We start from the raw sequence: 16,717 nt of genomic DNA, 5'->3' as shown, positions 1-16,717 counted from the left end.
CGGCGGAATAGGGTCGTTCCATGTTCGAACTCCACCACCTCAGCGCCCAGGAGCAGTGGGACTGGCTGCAGCGCGGAGAGGTCACGCCTCTCGAGCTCGCCGATCACTACCTCGCCCGGATCGAGCGCTGGAACGGGGAGCTGGGCGCCTTCGCCACGGTGACCGCCGATCGGGCGCGGGAGCGGGCATCAGCGCTCGGCACCGGGCCCGGAACCGCTCCGCTCTGGGGCCTGCCGAGCGGCGACAAGGACCTCTGGCGGCGCGCGGGCGTGCGGACCGCATCCGGATCGCGGCTGCGCGAGCACCACGTGCCCACCGCCTCCGACGAGATCGTCGAGGTGCTCGATGCGGCGGGAGCGGTCAGCCTCGGCAAGACCGCGGCGCCCGAGTTCGGGATGCCCTCCTACACCGAGACGCTGATCGGCCCACCCGCCGTCACGCCCTGGGACACCCGCCTCGGGGCCGGCGGATCCAGCGGAGGAGCGGCGGTCGCCGTCGCCGCGGGACTGCTGCCGTTCGCCCCCGCCTCGGACGGCGGCGGGTCCATCCGCATCCCCGCCGCGGCCTGCGGCCTGGTGGGACTGAAGCCCTCCCGCGGACGTGTCGCCGCGCTCTCCGGCATCGGCGGGGTCGGCGGCCTGACGGTCGCCGGGCCGATCACCCGCTCGGTCGCCGACGCGGGCCTCCTGCTCGAGGGCATGCTGGAGCGGACGAACGGCCGCCTTCCGCAGCGCTGGTCGCTCGGCGCGCCCGGTGACGGCGACGGCTCGTTCCTCGGCGCCGCGGTGCGCGGAGAGGGGCGCTTCCAGATCGGCGTGCTGACGGACTCGCCCTGGGACGAGGAGTACGAGATCGCTCTCGCTCCGGAGGCGCGCGCCGCGCTGGACGAGGGGATCGCCGCGCTGGCCGCGCTCGGCCACGGGCTCGAGGAGGCGTCGCTGCCCCCGAGCGCCGCGTACCCCGCCGCGTTCCGGACGCTGTGGCAGAGCGGCGCGGCGACCCTGCCCGTCGAGGGCGCGGACCTCGATCTGCTGGAGCCGCTGACCCGCTGGCTGGTGGAGGAGGGACGCCGGCGCTCCGCCCGCGAGATCGTCGAGGCGGCGTCCTGGCTCTCGGGCTACGAGCGCGCGGTGATCGCGGCGTTCTCCGGCGTCGACGCGGTCCTGACGCCGACGCTGGCGATGACGCCGCGCCCCGTCGGCTGGTACGACCTCGAGGATCCCGAGCGCAATTTCGAGCAGCAGTGCCTCTACACGCCGTACACGTCCTTCGTGAACGTGAGCGGCCTCCCCGCGATCACCCTTCCGCTGAGCACCACGGAGGAGGGCCTGCCGATGGGAGTCCAGCTGATCGGGCGACCCGGCGGCGAGGCGACGCTGCTGGCGATCGGCGCGCAGCTCGAGCGGCGGGCGCGCTGGCAGAGGCGGCACCCGCCGCAGTGGTGACGGGGGAGGCCGCAGTGGTGACGGGTCCGGGCGCGGCCGCACGGCGGATGGTCAGGGTCCGGCTCTGGTCACTGAGGTAAGCCTTGCCTATACTCGAACACGATGTGCATGTTCGAGGACCGCGACGGCTCCGCGCCGGTCGACGTGAAGCAGTTCCTGATCGCGGGCGACGAGACCGTCGTGCCGTGGATCCAGAGCATCCTCGACACTCTCCCCGCGAACGCCCGCGGCCAGGTCTTCGTCGAGGTCGACGACGCGCGCGGACTGCCGCCGCTCGCCGCCCCCGGACGGGTCTGCGTCACCTGGCTCGGCCGCTCCGAGCGCTCGGGCGCCCCCGGCACCGGTGAGCGATGCTCCCGCGGAGTCGCACTCGACCGCGCGGTCCGGGCCTGGGTCGGCGAGATGTCGGTCGTCGACGGCGACTACCCGTGGGCCGACGGCCGCCACGACTTCTGCGCCTGGATCGGCGGGGCCGGCCCCGTCGTCGCCGAGCTCGCCGCCGACGTGGAGGCGCGCCTGCGCACCTCCGCCGAGCACGCCGCGCGCTGACCGTCCGCCGGGCGTCCCGGCTGAGTGTTAGGCAAGGCTTACCTTCTGTGCGAGACTGAGGCGATGCCTCCGACGACCGCCGCCCCCGCCCGACCGGCCTACCGGCCGTACCTCGCGACCGTCGCCGCAGCGACCCGGATCGCCCCGCACTTCATCCGCGTGACCCTCACCGGCACCGGCCTCGACCACGTCGGCTGCACCGGCCCCGACCAGCGCATCAAGCTCGTCGTCCCCACCGCCGCCTCCGACGCCCCCGCCTTCCTCGCCTCCGTCTCGGACCCCGACGGACCCGACGGACTCGACCCCGACTGGTACGGCCGCTGGCGACAGCTCCCCGACGAGCTCCGGAACCCGCTCCGCACCTACACCATCCGCGCCGTCCGCCCCGAGGACGCCGAGGTCGACATCGACTTCGCCGCCCACGGCGACACCGGACCGGCCTCCGCCTGGGTCGAGAGCGCCCGCGCCGGCGACCAGATCGTCATCATCGCGCCCGACACGCGCTCCGACCTCCCCGGCGGCGGAGTCGAGTTCCACCCCGGCGCCGCCACCTCCCTCCTCCTCGCCGGCGACGAGACGGCCGTCCCCGCCATCGCCGCGATCCTCGAGAGCCTCGACGACGACGCCACCGGAGCCGCGTTCCTCGAGGTCCCCACCGCCCACGACCGCCTCCCGCTCCGCCACCCCGCCGGCGTCCACGTCACCTGGATCGTCCGCGCCGACGCGGCAGCCCCCGGAGCGGCCCTCGGCGACGCGGTCCGCGCCTGGGCCACCCGCTTCCTCACCGCCCACCACCGCGGCGTCGACGTCAGCGACATCGACGTCGACCACGAGATGCTCTGGGAGGTCCCCGACGAGAGCACCGACCCCGGCCTCTACGCCTGGATCGCCGGAGAAGCCGGCGCCGTGAAGCTGATCCGCCGCTGCCTCGTCACCGAGCTCGGACTCGACCGGAAGCGGGTGGCGTTCATGGGGTACTGGCGCCTCGGCCGCCAAGAGTCCAACTGACCCGGAGCGCCGCAGGGCGACGTTCTGCGGCGTTGTCGTCGGGCGCGATACCGCCGGTATCGCTTCCTCCTCCGCCTTGCAGAACGACGCCCTGCGACGCTCCGGGCGCTGCTCGTAGGGGTGCGGCGCGCCGGGGGCGCGACCGCAGAGGATGCGGCGCGCCAGGGGCGCGACCGCGGAGGACGATGCTGATCGAGTGGACCTCGCAGAGGGCGTCTCGAGAGTCACTGCCGACGGACCTCGCGCGTGATCGAGCGGTTCTCGGGTGCCTGGCGAGTCGGGCGACCGCGCCCGGACATGCTCATCGGGCAGCCCTCGGAGAGGGAGTATCGAGATCCACGCCCGACCGATCTCGCGGCTGATCGAGAAGCTCGCGGGCACACACCGAGTCGGGCGACCGCGCACAGACCTGCTGATCGGGCAGCCCTCGGAGAGGGTGTGTCGAGATCCTCCCGGCGAGCGGGTCGGGTACTCCGCGCCGCCCCGCGCCGAGTCGGCGGCGGCGGGCAGCGGCAGCGGGCTACAGGGTGGGGGAGACGCCCACGAGGCGGCTGGAGAGAGTCCAGAGGTCGTGGGCGAGAGCGCGGTCTCGGGCCTGGGGGTTCAGGGAGCCGTGCGGTGTCAGCTGGTCGAAGTAGGTGCCGCTGGCGGCACCGACGTCGGGCTCGGAGGCGAGGGTGATCAGCGGTACCGCACCCGCCTCGGCGGAGATGCCGAAGGAGCCGACCGAGAGGCTCGTCATCAGCTTCATCATCGTGCTGTCGGCACCGAAGCTCGTCGAGACGACGCCCGGGTGGAACGAGTACGCGTCGACCGACGTCGTCAGCAGGCGCTCCGCCAGCTCGCGGATGAAGAGGATCGTCACCAGCTTCGACGTGCCGTACGCCCGCCAGCCGCCCAGCCACGGACCGCGGCGGTTGTCGAGGTCGTCGAGCCTCAGGCGACCGAAGCGGTTCGCGAGGCTCGCCGTGGAGACGACGCGGACGCCGGCCCGCTCCCTCGAGGTCTCGATCATCCGCGGGAGCAGGAGCCGCGTGAGCAGGAACGGCGCGAGGTGATTGCTCTGGATCGTCCGCTCGTGGCCGTCGACCGTCTCGGCGCGGTGGGAGACGAGCCCGCCCGCGTTGTTCGCCAGCACGTCGATCCGCTCGTAGCGCTCGAGGAGGCCGTCGGCCAGGGCGCGGACGTCGTCGAGCCGGTCGAAGTCGGCCAGGAACGCGTCCCCTCCCACGTCGGCGGCGACCGCGCGGGTGCGCTCGGGGTTCCGCCCGACCACGGCCACGCGGGCACCGGCGGACGCCAGCGCTCCCGCCGCGACCCGGCCGATGCCGGAACTGGCTCCGGTGAGGACGACGACGCGCCCCGTCATGTCAGTGACCACGGAGATATCCGCCCTTCTCGAGACCGGCTTCGATCTCGAATCGATTGCGCAGCGGATCGCGACCCGCCACCGTGTACGCGAACGGGAACCACATCCCGTAGAGCCGCCACTGCTCCTTGTGCACGGCCTCGTGCTCGAGGACGCTGTCGGAGACGTTGGTGCCCGTGAGGTAGCTCGTGCCGACGCAGGACCCTCCGCGGCCGAACGCCCAGGAGGGCAGACCGGTGAAGACGACGAGGCCGTGGCTGCGCCGGATCGGGCCCGTGCTCCACAGCGCGCCCCAGGCGAGTCCGACCGCGCACGCGAAGAGGTAGCCGGGCCGGGTGATCGCCGGATCCAGGGCCACCGTCGCGACGGCTCGACGGAGCGCGCTCACGCGCTGTCGCGTCCGTAGGTCTCGAGCAGCCGCAGCCAGACCTCGCTGATCGTCGGATAGGAGGGGACCGCGTGCCAGAGGCGCGAGAGCGGCACCTCGCCGACGACGGCGATCGTCGCGGAGTGGATCAGCTCGCCGACCTCCTTGCCGACGAAGGTGACGCCGAGGACGACCTTCCGGTCCTCGTCCACGACCATCCGCGCGGTGCCCGTGTAGCCGTCGGCGGCGAGGGCGGCGCCGGCGACCGAGCCGATCTCGTAGTCGACGACGCGGGTGCGGTAGCCGGCCTTCTCGGCGGCCGCGGCGGTCAGGCCGACCGACGCGACCTCGGGGTCGGTGAAGACGACCTGCGGCACGGCCTCGTGGTCCGCGGTCGCGACGTGCGCTCCCCAGGGGGCGTCGTGGACCTCGGCACCGGTGGCGCGCGCGACGATCACGTCGCCGGCCGCACGGGCCTGGTACTTGCCCTGGTGCGTGAGCAGTGCGCGGTGGTTCACGTCGCCCACCCCGTAGAGCCACGGACGCCCGCCGCCGAGGGGAGCACCGTCGCCGCCCAGCACGAGCATCGTGTCGTCGACCGTCAGCGAGGAGCCGGGCTCGAGGCCCACCGTCTCGAGGCCGACGTCGCGGGTGTGCGGGGCGCGGCCGGTCGCGGCGAGCACCTGGTCGGCCTCGATGACGTCGCCGCCCTCGAGCGTCACGGCCACGGTGCCGTCGGACCGGCGCTCGACCGAGACGGGCGAGTCGCCGAGGCGCAGGTCGACGCCGAGCTCCTGGAGCGCCGAGCCGACGAGCTCGCCGGCGAAGGGCTCGAACGGCGCGAGGAGTCCGCTGCGGGCGACGAGCGTGACGGAGGAGCCCATGCCGGCGTAGGCGGTCGCCATCTCGGTCGCGACGACTCCGCCGCCGATGACGACGAGGCGCGGCGGCACCTCCTCGGCCGAGGTGGCCTCGCGGCTCGTCCAGGGGGATGCCGCGCGCAGGCCAGGGATGTCGGGGACGACGGCGGTGGTGCCGGTCGCGACGGCGACGGCGGAGCGGGCGCGGAGCACGCGCACCTCGCCGTCGGGTCCGGTCACGGTGACCTCGCGCTCGCCGCTCAGGCGGCCGTGCCCGCGGACGAGCTCGATGCCGGCGCCCTCGAGCCACTGCACCTGGCCGTGGTCGTCGAAGTGGCTGGTGAAGGAGTCGCGGCGGGCCAGGAGCGCGGGCACGTCGACTCCTCCGCTCACCGCCTGCGCCGCGCCGGGAAGATCACGGGCGGCGCGGAGCGCCATCGGCGGCCGCAGCAGCGCCTTCGAGGGCATGCACGCCCAGTAGGAGCACTCGCCCCCGACGAGCTCGCTCTCGACGACGGCCGCGGTGAGGCCGCCCTGGACCGCGCGGTCCGCGAGGTTCTCGCCCACCGGTCCTGCTCCGATGACGATGACGTCGAACTCATCCGTCGTGCTGCTCATGCTGTCTCCCTGGGGTTCTCGGAGGCGTCGAGCCCCGTCGTCGGTGGGTGCCCGGCGCTCAATGCGCCGGCACGATCTCGGCCCGCCAGCCGTCGTAGCGGCCGCCGTGGCTCTCGACCGCCTCGATCACCTGGCGGAGGAACGCGGTGGTCGACTCCTCGTCGACCGCGGCGTGGTGGCTCGCGACGAGGACCTGCCTCAGCCTCAGCCGCGAGATCGCGATCTGGAAGCCGGAGGCCACGAGGACGCGCCCGGCCCGTCGAGCGGTGCTGCGGCGGGAGAAGACGGCGAAGTGGTCGACCTCGCGCAGCTCCCACACCTGGTCGCCGTAGCGGAGCCGGATCTCGAGCTGCTGCGCGGCGCGCTCCTGCTGCGCCTCGAGGGAGGAGCCGCCGGGCGCCGTGACGGTGGTGCTCTCGTCGCTCATCGTCCGGTGAACTCCGCCGTCGTGCGCTGGAGGAAGGCCTCGGTGCCGATGCGCGCATCCTCGGACGCCGCGAGACGCGCGAGCGCCCCGGGGAGCGCGGCCGCGGCCTCGGCGTCGGACGCGGCGACCGCGAGCCGGGCACTGGCCAGGGCGGCCTGCACGGCGAGCGGCGCCTGCGCGGCGATCCGGGCGGCCAGCGCCCAGGCCGCCTCGGCGACCGTCCCGTCGGGGACGACCTGCTGCACGAGGCCGATGCGGTGGGCCTCCTCGGCGTCGAAGAGGTCGCCGGTGAGGATCCAGCGCATCGCGTCGCCCCAGCCGACGGCGCGGGGGAAGCGCAGTGTCGCTCCGCCGAAGGGCAGGATGCCGCGGGCGACCTCGATCTGGCCGAAGCGGGTGGACCGCTCGGCGAGGACGACGTCGCTCGCGAGCGCGAGCTCGATGCCGAGCGTGAGGCAGGTGCCCTGGAGGCCGATGACCACCGGCTTGCTCACGGGGCGGGTGCGCAGGCCCCAGGGGTCGAGACCGCCCTCGGGCACGAAGTCGAGGCCGTCGGAGCCCAGGCGGGGCCCGATGTCGGCGAGGTCGAGCCCGGCCGTGAAGTGCCCGCCCTCGGCGAGGACGACGCCGGCGCGCAGCTCCGGGTCGCGGTCGAGCTCGCCGTACGCGGACGCCAGCTCCGCGAGCAGCCGCAGATCAGCGGCGTTGCGCTTCTCGGGCCGGTCCAGCACGATCGCGAGCACGGTCCCGCGCCGCTCGGTGCGCACGCGCGGTCTCTCGTCGCTCATCGTTCCTCCGCTCGGTCGCGTCCGACCATCTTGCCGGGTGCCGCCGACACGCGCTCGGGCTTGCGCGCCGATGGCAGGGCTCTCTCAGGCCCCGCGGGACAGAGCGCCGAGGAGGCGGAGGATCGTGGGCAGGTCGTCCTCGGCCGCGGTCGGCGACGACGGGGCGAACGAGGTGACGCCGGCGCCCGCGAGCGGGAAGCGGGACCGGAGAGCGTCGAGGCTCGCGACGAGGCGCGAGGCGGGAACGCCGAAGGGCACCGGGTCGAACAGCCCGGCGAGATCGGCGGGGTCGAGCACGTCCAGATCGAGGTGCACGTAGACGGAGGCGGCACCGGTCGCCTCGACCGCCGCGACGAGCGACTCCGGGTCGAGGGCGTCCGCGGGCAGCACCGCGGCGCCCCGCTCGACCAGCCGCTCGAGCTCGCCGTCGTCGGCGGAGCGGACACCTCCGAGGACGACGCGCTCGTCGGCCACCCGCTCCTCGGCGCCCGCGCTCAGGAGGCCGACGCCGCGTCCCAGCGCGGCCGAGAGGACCATGTCGCAGAAGGCGCCGCTGGGGGAGGACTCGGGAGTGTGCGCGTCCGGGTGGGCGTCGAGCCAGACCAGCGCGACCGGGCCCGGTGCCGAGCGCACGGCGTGCCCGATCGCCGCGAACTCGACGCCGCAGTCGCCGCCGATCGTGATCACGGGACCGGTGCGGCCAGAGAGGGCCTCGCGCACCCGCTCGGCGACGGTGGCGACCGAGGCGTAGCGGCGGATGCCGGTGTCCTGGGCGTCGCCCGCCTCGGCGGGGATGTCGAGGGTCGTGGTGGCGGAGGAGGGCAGATCGCCCCGGATCGCCTCGGCTCCGTCGACGAGGCGCATCGCGCGCGTCGACGCCGAGCCCTGCCACTGGGGGACGACGAGGAAGGAGGCCATGTCCCTCACTATGGCACGCGCGCCGGTGCCGGGTGCCTGCGTGCTCAGGCCGCGGGCAGGCCTCCGGGAACGGCTGCTGGGCGGAGCGACGGGGGTGCGCCGTCGAGGTCGACCAGGGCCTCGTCGAGCGCGGAGCGGGCGCGGTCGGCGGCGGCTCGGGCCTCGTCCAGAGCGCCGGCCGGATCGCCTGCCGCACGGCGCACCGCGGTGTCCAGCTGCCCGAGCGTCTCCTCCGCGAGGATCCGGGGTGCCGCGGTGATGCGCTCGCCGTGCACGGCGGCCAGGAGCAGCACCGACTCGGCACCGAGCCGGGCCGCGGTGCGCGCCGCCTCGAACAGGAGGAGCTGGCGCTCGGCCTGGGCCCGCGGCTCGCGGTACCCGGAGACGACGGCGTCCAGAGCGGAGTCGGCGTCGAGCAGCAGGACCAGCAGCGCGGCCGGATCGTGGCGGGCGCCGGCCGACCGGGCGTCGTCGGCGTCGAGGAGGAGCGACCGTGCCGCGGCGCACGCGACGGCCACGTCGGCGGCGGAGGCGAGCTGCGCCGAGGTGCGCAGGTCGGAGAGGGTGGCGGCCCGCTCCAGGTCGTCCCGCACGGAGCGCTCGACGCCGCTCAGCTGCACCTCGGCCCGGGTCACGAGCCCGACCAGCGAGTCGACCGCGTCGAGCAGGGCGTCGGGATCGGGGGAGCCGCCGGCGGCGACGTGCTCGACGGCCTCGCGCAGCGGTCGGACCCGGCGCTCGGGAGTGGTCCCGGCGAGGACGGAGACCTCGGAGCGCGCCTGCTGCACGCGCTCCAGGAGGGACGGGCTCGGCGAGGTCACTCCGTGATCGTACGGCCGGAGTGTGACACCGCGTGACACGGCGATTCGACCGGCGGCGGCGGCGTGCCCAGGATGGAGTCATGACCCGCTCACTCGCCATCGTCGAGGTCGCCCGCGTGCGACCGGGCCGCGAGGAGTACCACGCCTACGTGCAGATCCTGAACGGCCGCATCCTCGCCCTCGCGCACGAGCGCGGCTGGCGGGCGGAGCGCTTCGCCGCCGAGGAGCTGGGCACGGAGGAGCTGCTGGCGCGCACGGCGGGGGCGGACGCCCTCGTCCTCGCGGGCGGCGAGGACATCGCTCCCGAGCAGTACGGCGCCGACCGCGGCTACCCGGCCGAGGGCCCCCACGCGGAGCGCGCGGATGCCGCCCAGATCGCGCTGGTGCACCGGGCATTGGCCCGCCGGACCCCGCTGCTGGGCATCTGCCGCGGCCTGCAGATCGTCAACGTCGCGCTCGGCGGCACGCTGGTGCAGGACCTGGGTCCGGAGGCGGAGCACGTCAACGCGGCGGCTCCCGCTCACCAGCGCATGCACCGGCACGAGGTCGGGCTCGCGGCGGGCTCCGTGCTCGGCGGGCTCTTCGGGTCCGAGGCGCTCGCGGTGCAGAGCGCGCACCACCAGGCGGTCGACCTGCTCGCTCCGGGGCTGCGGGTCGTCGCCCGGGCGGAGGACGGCGTGATCGAGGCCGTCGAGCACGTCGCGGCCCCCCTCGTCGGCGTGCAGTGGCATCCCGAGGACCCGGACGCTCCCGCCGGTCAGCTGGCGACGCTGCTCGACGGGCTGGCGCTCGCCGCCGCCCGCGGGGAGTTCGCGCTGCCCCTCGCCGCCTGAGCGGCCGGGGCTCCCCGCGGGCGACCGGGCTCAGCGGGCCAGTCGGGCCATCCACGCCTCGATGTCGTCGGCCGAGCGCGGGATGCCGGCCGAGAGGTTCTCGGCGCCGTCGGAGGTGACGAGCACGTCGTCCTCGATCCGGACGCCGATGCCGCGCAGCTCCTCCGGGACCGTGAGGTCGTCGGGCTGGAAGTAGAGCCCGGGCTCGATCGTGAAGACCATGCCCTCCTCGACCAGTCCGTCGAGGTACATCTCGCGCCGTGCGCGGGCGCAGTCGTGCACGTCGAGTCCGAGGTGGTGGCTGGTGCCGTGGACCATGTAGCGGCGGTGCTGCTGGTTGTCGGCCTCGAGCGCCTCCTCGGCGCTGACCGGCAGCAGGCCCCACTCGGCGGTGCGCCGCGCGATGACGGCCATCGCCGCGGCGTGCACCTCGCGGAAGCGGATGCCGGGGCGGACGATCGCGAACGCGGCGTCGGCCGCCTCCCGCACCGTCTCGTGCACCCGGCGCTGGGCGTCCGTGTAGCGGCCGTCCACCGGGAAGGTGCGCGTGATGTCGGCGGTGTAGTAGCTGTCCTGCTCGACGCCGGCGTCCAGCAGCACCAGCTGGCCGGGGCGCACCGGCCCGTCGTTGCGCGTCCAGTGCAGGATGCAGGCGTGGGGGCCCGCCGCGGCGATGGTGTCGTAGCCGACCGCGTTGCCGTCGGCGCGCGCGCGTCCGTTGAAGACGCCCTCGATCAGGCGCTCGCCCTTCTCGTGGGCGATGATGCGCGGCAGGTCGGAGAGGACGTCCTCGAAGCCGCGGCCCGTCGCGTCGACGGCGGCGCGCAGCTCGGCGATCTCGTAGGCGTCCTTGACCAGGCGGAGCTCGGCGATGTCGCGCTCGAGCGCCGCGTCGCGGTCCGCCCGCTCGTCGGCCTCGACCGCGTCGAGACGGCCGGTCACCGCCGGGTCGGCCTCGCGCAGCACGGCGAGGGGGACGCCGTCGTGCGCGTCGAGGACCGCGTCGAGCTCGGCGATCCCGCGGGTGGCGAGGCCGAGATCGCTCGCGACCTGCGCGAGCGACGGACGCGGCCCGATCCAGAACTCGCCGATCTCGGGGTTGGCGTAGAACTCGTCGGAGTCGCGGCCCGCGCGCTCGCGGAAGTAGAGCGTCGCGCTGTGGCCGGACCCGGCGGGCTCGAGGACGAGGACCGCGCCGGGCTCGGAGTCGGAGCCCCAGCCGGTGAGCCAGGTGAAGGCCGAGTGCGCACGGAACGGGTAGTCGGTGTCGTTCGCGCGCTGCTTGAGGCGGCCCGCCGGGACGACGATGCGCACGCCGGTGTGCAGCGCGGAGAGGCGCTCGCGGCGGGAGGCGGCGAAGGACGCCTGCTCGCGCGGAGCAGGCAGCGGCTCCTCCCGCTCGGCCCAGCCGGACGCGATGAAGTCGCGGAAGCGGTCGGAGGCGGGGGTCGTCGAGCGGTTCGCGGTGGCGCGGGGGCGCGGGGCGGCGGCGGGGTCGGGCGTCTGAGCGGCGGTCCGCTCCTCCGTGTTCGTCATGACTCCCATTGTCCTCCTCCGCACGGCCGCGGGGGCGGCCACGGGCCGGGCGGGGGAGGAGGACGGGGAGTCGGCGCCGGGGAGGAACGTCAGGACGCGTCCTTCACCATCCCGCGGACCGAGAGCTGGACGACCAGCGGCCGGTGGTCGCTCCCGGCGTCGTCGCGGTCGTCGACGACCTGGTAGCCCGAGACCTCCCAGCGTCCGGAGAAGAGGACGTGGTCGATCGGGGCGCCGAGCGCGGGCGGGACCGAGGACGGCCAGGTGCCCAGGGCGGCGCCGCCCGCGACGGTCCCCGCGTCGCGGCAGCCGCCCAGCGCGGCCGAGCCCGGCAGCCCGGTCCAGTGGTCGACCGTGGAGTTCAGATCGCCGAGGACCACGACGTCCTCCTCCGCGGAGCAGAGCGCGGAGACCGAGAGCAGATCGCTCCGCCACTCCGCGAGGCGCGAGGGGATCGGCGCCATGGTGTGCACCGCGGCGAGGACGGGGCGCTCGGGAGTGTCGGGGCGTGCGACGAGGGACGGTGTCGATCCGGTGACGACCGCGGCGGTGTCGACGCTGTAGCCGCCGAGCGAGGGGGAGAGCAGCAGGGCCGCCCCGTCGTCGGCGCCCGACCCGGCGTAGTGGAGGGTCATCGACATCCCCTGGGCGCTGAGCGCGTTCACGACGTCCTGCGCGTGCGTCTGCGAGACCTCGAGGAGGGCGATGCCGTCGACCGCGCTCTCCCGGGCGAGCGAGGCGATCGTGTCGACGGGCACGCCGTCGTGCAGCACGTTCCAGGTCGCGAGGCGCACGTCGGCGAGGCGGTGGGCGCGCGGAGCGGCGGAGTCGTAGCCCCGCGCTCCCTGCACTCCCGCGAGCACGAGCGCGAAGACGACGCCGAGCGCCGCGAGGGCCAGCGCGAGGCGCCTGACCGGAGCGACGAGGACCGCGATCACGACCAGGACAGCGGCGAGCCCGACGGCCGCCGCGCCCGTCGCGAGCCGGAACGGCACCAGCTGGGCGAAGGGGGCCTCCCGGGCGATCCCGAAGAAGCCGGGCGCCGCGACCACCAGCAGAGCGATCGCCACGATCACCGCCACCGCGGTCTTCACCAGTCTCGTCCCCATCGCCGCCCAGGCTACTAGGGCATCGGAGGGCTCGCAGGCGGCGCGTCTACGATGAGCGCATGCATGTCGACGGGGGCCGTTACGACCTCCACACCCACTCCGTCGTCTCCGACGGCACCGAGGCTCCGGCCGTCCTGGTGCGGGCCGCGGCCGCGGCCGGGCTCGCCGGAGTGGCGCTCACCGACCACGACACGACCGGCGGCTGGGCCGAGGCGCTCGCCGCGGCCGAGGAGGCGGGCATCGACCTGCTGCCCGGCATGGAGCTCTCCTCCCGCGTCGGCTGGGCCAGCGTCCACGTCCTCGCGTACCTCGTCGATCCGGCGGATCCGGGGCTCGTGGCCGAGACCGCGCGCATCCGCTCGGCCCGCACGCACCGCGCGGAGGCGATCGTCACCGCGATCGCGGCCGACTACGACCTCACCTGGGACGACGTCCTCGCCCAGACCAGCCCGGGCACGACCATCGGGCGTCCGCACATCGCCGACGCGCTCGTCGCCCGCGGCCTGGCCACCGACCGCTCCGCGGCCTTCGCGGGGATCCTCGACTGGCGCGGCGGCTACTACCGCCCGCACTACGCGCCCGACCCGGTCGACGCCGTGCGCCTGGTCCGCGCGGCGGGCGGGGTCCCGGTCATCGCGCACCCGGCCGCGAGCGCCCGCGGGATCGCGGTCGAGTCGATCCTCCCGCAGCTCGTCGACGCCGGCCTGTTCGGCCTCGAGGTCGAGCACCGCGAGAACACGGCGGACGGCAAGCGCCGCTTGCGCGAGCTCGCCGAGCAGTACTCGCTCGTCACCACGGGCTCGAGCGACTACCACGGCACGGGCAAGCCCAACCGCCTGGGCGAGAACACGACCGCGCGCGCGACCGTCGACGCGATCCGCTCCTCCGCCCGCTGAGTCGCGGAGAGCCGCTGACAGGCGGAGAGCCGCCGGATCACCGTGACCGCTGAGGGGCGGAGAGCCGCTGAGTCGCGTGGGGACACCGCTGAGTCGCGGGAGAGCCGCTGAGACGCCGAGAGCCCGCCCTCCCGCGACGGATCGCGGGGGGACGGGCTCGGGGCGCGGAGGCTCAGGCCTGCGCGTCGGGGCGCGGCGAGCGGCGGCGCGACCGGGTGCGGCGGCGCGGCTCGCTGTTGCCGTCGTGGTGCTCCTTGCTCTCGCTCGAGGGAGCGGGGCCGGTCTGCTGCGGAGCGGTCGAGTCGGCGGAGTCGGAGCGGGTGCGGCGACGCGGCGGCCGGTCGCCCCGCTCGGAGCGCTCGCCGCGGTCGGAGCGCTCGCCCCGGTCCGGGCGCGCGTCGGCCTTGGCCTCGGCGGGGATCGGGGTCGGCTTCAGCCGTCCCTTGGTCCCCGCGGGGATGTCGAGGTCGGTGTAGAGGTGCGGCGACGACGAGTAGGTCTCGACCGGGTCGGGCTGGCCGAACTCCAGCGCCCGGTTGATGAGGGCCCACTTGTGCAGGTCCTCCCAGTCGACGAAGGTCACCGCGATGCCGGTCTTGCCCGCGCGCCCGGTGCGGCCCACGCGGTGCAGGTAGGTCTGGTCGTCGTCCGGGATCGTGTGGTTGATCACGTGGGTGACGTCGTTCACGTCGATGCCGCGCGCGGCGACGTCGGTGGCGATCAGGATGTCCTTCTTGCCGGCCTTGAACGCCGCCATCGCGCGCTCGCGCTGCTCCTGGTTGAGGTCTCCGTGCACGGCCGCCGCGTTGAAGCCGCGGTCGTTGAGCTCCTCGACGATGCGGGCCGCGGCGCGCTTCGTGCGGGTGAAGATGACGGTCTTGCCGCGGCCCTCGGACTGCAGGATGCGCGCGATGACCTCGTCCTTGTCGAGCGAGTGCGCCCGGTAGACGATGTGCTTGATGTTCGCCTGCGTGATGCCCTCGTCGGGGTCGGTCGCGCGGATGTGGATGGGCTTGTTCATGAAGCGGCGCGCGAGCGCGACGATCGCGCCCGGCATCGTCGCCGAGAAGAGCATGGTGTGGCGGGTGGGCGGCGTCTGCGCGAACAGCTTCTCGATGTCCGAGAGGAAGCCCAGGTCGAGCATCTTGTCGGCCTCGTCGAGGACCATCACCTGCACGTTGGCGAGCGAGAGCAGGCGCTGCCCGGCGAGGTCGAGGAGCCGGCCGGGGGTGCCGACGACGATCTGCGCGCCGGCCTTCAGCTGCTCGATCTGGCCCTCGTAGGCCTTGCCGCCGTAGATCGAGACGATCTTGGTCGGCCGGTTGGAGGCGGCCAGCTCGATGTCCTCGGTGACCTGCACGGCGAGCTCGCGGGTCGGGACGACGATGAGCGCCTTGACGCCCGGCTCCGGGTCGGTGCCGAGGGCCTGGATGAGGGGGAGGCCGAAGCCGAAGGTCTTGCCGGTGCCGGTCTTGGCCTGGCCGATGATGTCCTGCTTCTGCAGGGCCAGGGGGATCGTCTGCTCCTGGATGGGGAACGGCTCGAGGATGCCCTTGGCGGCGAGTGCGGCGACGATGTCGTCGTCGATGTTCAGATCGGAGAAAGTCACGGAGTGAAGCGCCTGTCGTGTCGAACGGTCTACGCCCCTGTACGACTCCGGGCGCAGGGTCACCGATCCAGCGCCGGTGACATCCCGGCGAGTCTACTGCTCCCGGCCCCGCCGGCCCCGGAACCCCGCCCCTCCGGCGCCCTATGCTGAGGAAATGGCTGCCTGGTTCCGACGTCGACGTCCCCTGCTCGAGGTGCCCCGCCTGACGCCGCGCGGGGAGTCGAGCCAGAAGCGCGACCGCGTCGACCTCGCCGACCTCACCCCCGAGGTGCTGCCCTATCTCGGCCAGGTCGCCTACCTCCAGCTCGCGGTGTTCGAGGTGCTGGCGCGCGCCGTCGCCGAGACCGACGACCTCGCGGACAAGGAGGCCATCTCCTCCGCCGCCGGCACGGCTCTCGCGAAGCACCACGCCGTCGTCGCCGAGCTGCGCCGCCGCGACGTGGAGCCCGGCGAGGCCATGGCGCCGTTCCGCCCCGCGATCGACACCTTCGAGCGGCTCACCCGCGGCGCGGACCTCCACGAGACGCTGCTCTCGGCGTACATCACGGCGGGCCTGCTCGACGACTTCTTCATCCGCCTCACCGGCGGGCTGCCCACCGACGTGGGGCCGCGCATCGCGCAGACGCTCGGCGCGGACACGGGCGTCGACGGCGTGATCGCGATCCTCCGCCGCGAGATCGCCGCGGACGAGCGCCTGGGCTCGCGCCTGGCCGTCTGGGGCCGCCGCCTGGTGGGCGACACCCTCCTCGTGGCGCGCTCCGCACTGATGGGCTCGGGCAACCACGACTCCGACGAGTCGCGGATAGAGCCGGTGTTCACCGAGCTCATCGCCTCGCACACGCGCCGGATGGACGCGCTGGGGCTCACGGCCTGACCGTCCCCGGCGCGTCGCGTCGCCCGACGCCGGGAACGACGGAGGCGCGGAAGTCCGAGGACTCCCGCGCCTCCGGCTCGGATCAGGGGGCGACGCGTCCCGAGAGCATCGCCTGCAGGGAGGCCTCGTCGCGGCGGGCGCGGCTGCGCCCGAGCGAGAGGCCGACCGGGGCGACGACCACGGCGGTCGCGACGAGGGACAGAACCCAGATCAGGCCGCCGTCCCACGGCAGGCCCGCCCAGGTCAGCGCGACCCAGACGACTGCGGCGACGAGGCCGCCGATCGCCGGGACCAGCACGGAGCCGTGCAGGTGCCGGTGCGGCAGCCCGTAGCGCGCGGCGAGACCGATCAGGAGCCCGAACAGGGTGATGAAGAGGAGCTCCACGACGTGTCCGCCCGGGACGCTCTAGGCGACGAAGCCGACGCGGCGCGACTCCTCGGAGCCGACCTCGACGAAGGCGATGGTGGCGGTAGGGACGATGTAGATCTTGCCCTTCTCGTCGCGGAGGCGGAGGACGGCGGTGCCGGCCTCGAGAGCGGTGGTCACCGTCTTCTCGACCTCGGTCACGGACATCGACGACTCGAAGTTGAGCTCGCGCGGGGTGTTGACCATTCCAATACGGATTTCCACCAGCAGTGCCTTTCGGGAGGGGACGAGGGTGTCAGGATACGGGACCGCGCTCGGACGGC

At 74.4% G+C, this 16,717-nt stretch carries 18 protein-coding genes; 6 read left to right on the top strand and 12 right to left on the bottom strand.

What is annotated here, in order from left to right:
• Positions 1–20: 20 nt before the first annotated feature.
• The 3 genes from GTU71_RS07320 (at position 21) to GTU71_RS07310 (ending at position 3,002) form a co-directional block, all read left to right on the top strand.
• Positions 21–1,445: an amidase gene (locus GTU71_RS07320; RefSeq protein WP_159939566.1), complete on the top strand. Its 1,425-nt coding sequence runs from the start codon at positions 21–23 to the stop codon at positions 1,443–1,445.
• A 102-nt stretch (positions 1,446–1,547) separates the two neighbouring features.
• Positions 1,548–1,994, top strand: coding sequence for an SIP domain-containing protein (locus tag GTU71_RS07315; RefSeq protein WP_104248226.1), 447 nt, complete (start codon positions 1,548–1,550; stop codon positions 1,992–1,994).
• Positions 1,995–2,057: 63 nt separating this feature from the next.
• Complete coding sequence (locus tag GTU71_RS07310; RefSeq protein WP_104256203.1) at positions 2,058–3,002, top strand: siderophore-interacting protein; 945 nt, start codon at positions 2,058–2,060, stop codon at positions 3,000–3,002.
• 520 nt (positions 3,003–3,522) lie between these two features.
• On the opposite strand, the gene GTU71_RS07305 is transcribed toward GTU71_RS07310, so the two are convergent.
• From GTU71_RS07305 to GTU71_RS07275, 7 genes are all read right to left on the bottom strand, one after another.
• Positions 3,523–4,383: an SDR family NAD(P)-dependent oxidoreductase gene (locus tag GTU71_RS07305; protein ID WP_244230659.1), complete on the bottom strand. Its 861-nt coding sequence runs from the start codon at positions 4,381–4,383 to the stop codon at positions 3,523–3,525.
• On the bottom strand, positions 4,373–4,759 hold the full coding sequence (locus GTU71_RS07300) for a Fe-S oxidoreductase (protein ID WP_104227423.1): 387 nt from the start codon (positions 4,757–4,759) through the stop codon (positions 4,373–4,375). The genes GTU71_RS07305 and GTU71_RS07300 overlap by 11 nt, the downstream gene beginning before the upstream one ends.
• The gene (locus tag GTU71_RS07295) at positions 4,756–6,216 is read right to left on the bottom strand and encodes an NAD(P)/FAD-dependent oxidoreductase (protein WP_104225031.1); all 1,461 of its coding nucleotides are present in this window, start codon (positions 6,214–6,216) and stop codon (positions 4,756–4,758) included. Before GTU71_RS07295 ends, GTU71_RS07300 begins: the two co-directional genes overlap by 4 nt.
• Positions 6,217–6,274: 58 nt before the next feature.
• Positions 6,275–6,643 (bottom strand): ribonuclease E inhibitor RraB, encoded by a 369-nt coding sequence (locus GTU71_RS07290; protein WP_104225032.1) that lies wholly within the window; start codon positions 6,641–6,643, stop codon positions 6,275–6,277.
• A complete protein-coding gene (locus GTU71_RS07285) occupies positions 6,640–7,431 on the bottom strand; it encodes a crotonase/enoyl-CoA hydratase family protein (RefSeq protein ID WP_104256199.1) in 792 nt (263 codons plus the stop codon). Before GTU71_RS07285 ends, GTU71_RS07290 begins: the two co-directional genes overlap by 4 nt.
• Before the next feature lie 84 nt (positions 7,432–7,515).
• Positions 7,516–8,349, bottom strand: coding sequence for an arginase family protein (locus GTU71_RS07280; RefSeq protein WP_159939565.1), 834 nt, complete (start codon positions 8,347–8,349; stop codon positions 7,516–7,518).
• A gap of 44 nt (positions 8,350–8,393) precedes the next feature.
• Positions 8,394–9,170 (bottom strand): hypothetical protein, encoded by a 777-nt coding sequence (locus GTU71_RS07275; protein ID WP_104273839.1) that lies wholly within the window; start codon positions 9,168–9,170, stop codon positions 8,394–8,396.
• Positions 9,171–9,250: 80 nt separating this feature from the next.
• On the opposite strand from GTU71_RS07275, the gene GTU71_RS07270 reads away from it, so the two are divergent.
• On the top strand, positions 9,251–10,003 hold the full coding sequence (locus GTU71_RS07270; protein WP_104225036.1) for a gamma-glutamyl-gamma-aminobutyrate hydrolase family protein: 753 nt from the start codon (positions 9,251–9,253) through the stop codon (positions 10,001–10,003).
• A 30-nt stretch (positions 10,004–10,033) separates the two neighbouring features.
• On the opposite strand, the gene GTU71_RS07265 is transcribed toward GTU71_RS07270, so the two are convergent.
• Both GTU71_RS07265 and GTU71_RS07260 read right to left on the bottom strand, forming a co-directional pair.
• Positions 10,034–11,539, bottom strand: coding sequence for an aminopeptidase P family protein (locus GTU71_RS07265; RefSeq protein ID WP_244230658.1), 1,506 nt, complete (start codon positions 11,537–11,539; stop codon positions 10,034–10,036).
• A gap of 89 nt (positions 11,540–11,628) precedes the next feature.
• Positions 11,629–12,648 (bottom strand): endonuclease/exonuclease/phosphatase family protein, encoded by a 1,020-nt coding sequence (locus tag GTU71_RS07260; RefSeq protein WP_104256196.1) that lies wholly within the window; start codon positions 12,646–12,648, stop codon positions 11,629–11,631.
• A 59-nt stretch (positions 12,649–12,707) separates the two neighbouring features.
• Here GTU71_RS07260 and GTU71_RS07255 point away from each other — a divergent pair, with 59 nt between their 5' ends.
• Positions 12,708–13,544 (top strand): PHP domain-containing protein, encoded by an 837-nt coding sequence (locus GTU71_RS07255; protein ID WP_104224845.1) that lies wholly within the window; start codon positions 12,708–12,710, stop codon positions 13,542–13,544.
• A 172-nt stretch (positions 13,545–13,716) separates the two neighbouring features.
• On the opposite strand, the gene GTU71_RS07250 is transcribed toward GTU71_RS07255, so the two are convergent.
• Entirely contained in the window at positions 13,717–15,153 is a 1,437-nt protein-coding gene (locus GTU71_RS07250) for a DEAD/DEAH box helicase (RefSeq protein ID WP_104224844.1), read from the bottom strand.
• 154 nt (positions 15,154–15,307) lie between these two features.
• Between GTU71_RS07250 and GTU71_RS07245 the strand changes: the two genes are divergently transcribed.
• A complete protein-coding gene (locus GTU71_RS07245) occupies positions 15,308–16,027 on the top strand; it encodes a ferritin-like fold-containing protein (RefSeq protein ID WP_104247820.1) in 720 nt (239 codons plus the stop codon).
• A gap of 82 nt (positions 16,028–16,109) precedes the next feature.
• Here GTU71_RS07245 and GTU71_RS07240 read toward each other — a convergent pair whose 3' ends face one another.
• Positions 16,110–16,412, bottom strand: coding sequence for a hypothetical protein (locus GTU71_RS07240; protein WP_159939563.1), 303 nt, complete (start codon positions 16,410–16,412; stop codon positions 16,110–16,112).
• 21 nt (positions 16,413–16,433) lie between these two features.
• Positions 16,434–16,658, bottom strand: coding sequence for a DUF3107 domain-containing protein (locus GTU71_RS07235; RefSeq protein WP_104224841.1), 225 nt, complete (start codon positions 16,656–16,658; stop codon positions 16,434–16,436).
• Positions 16,659–16,717 lie beyond the last annotated feature (59 nt).

The organism is Rathayibacter sp. VKM Ac-2762 (assembly GCF_009866585.1).
GTDB lineage: Bacteria > Actinomycetota > Actinomycetes > Actinomycetales > Microbacteriaceae > Rathayibacter.
Note: the sequence above shows the minus strand (reverse complement) of the source record. Positions and strands in the feature narration are given on the sequence as shown.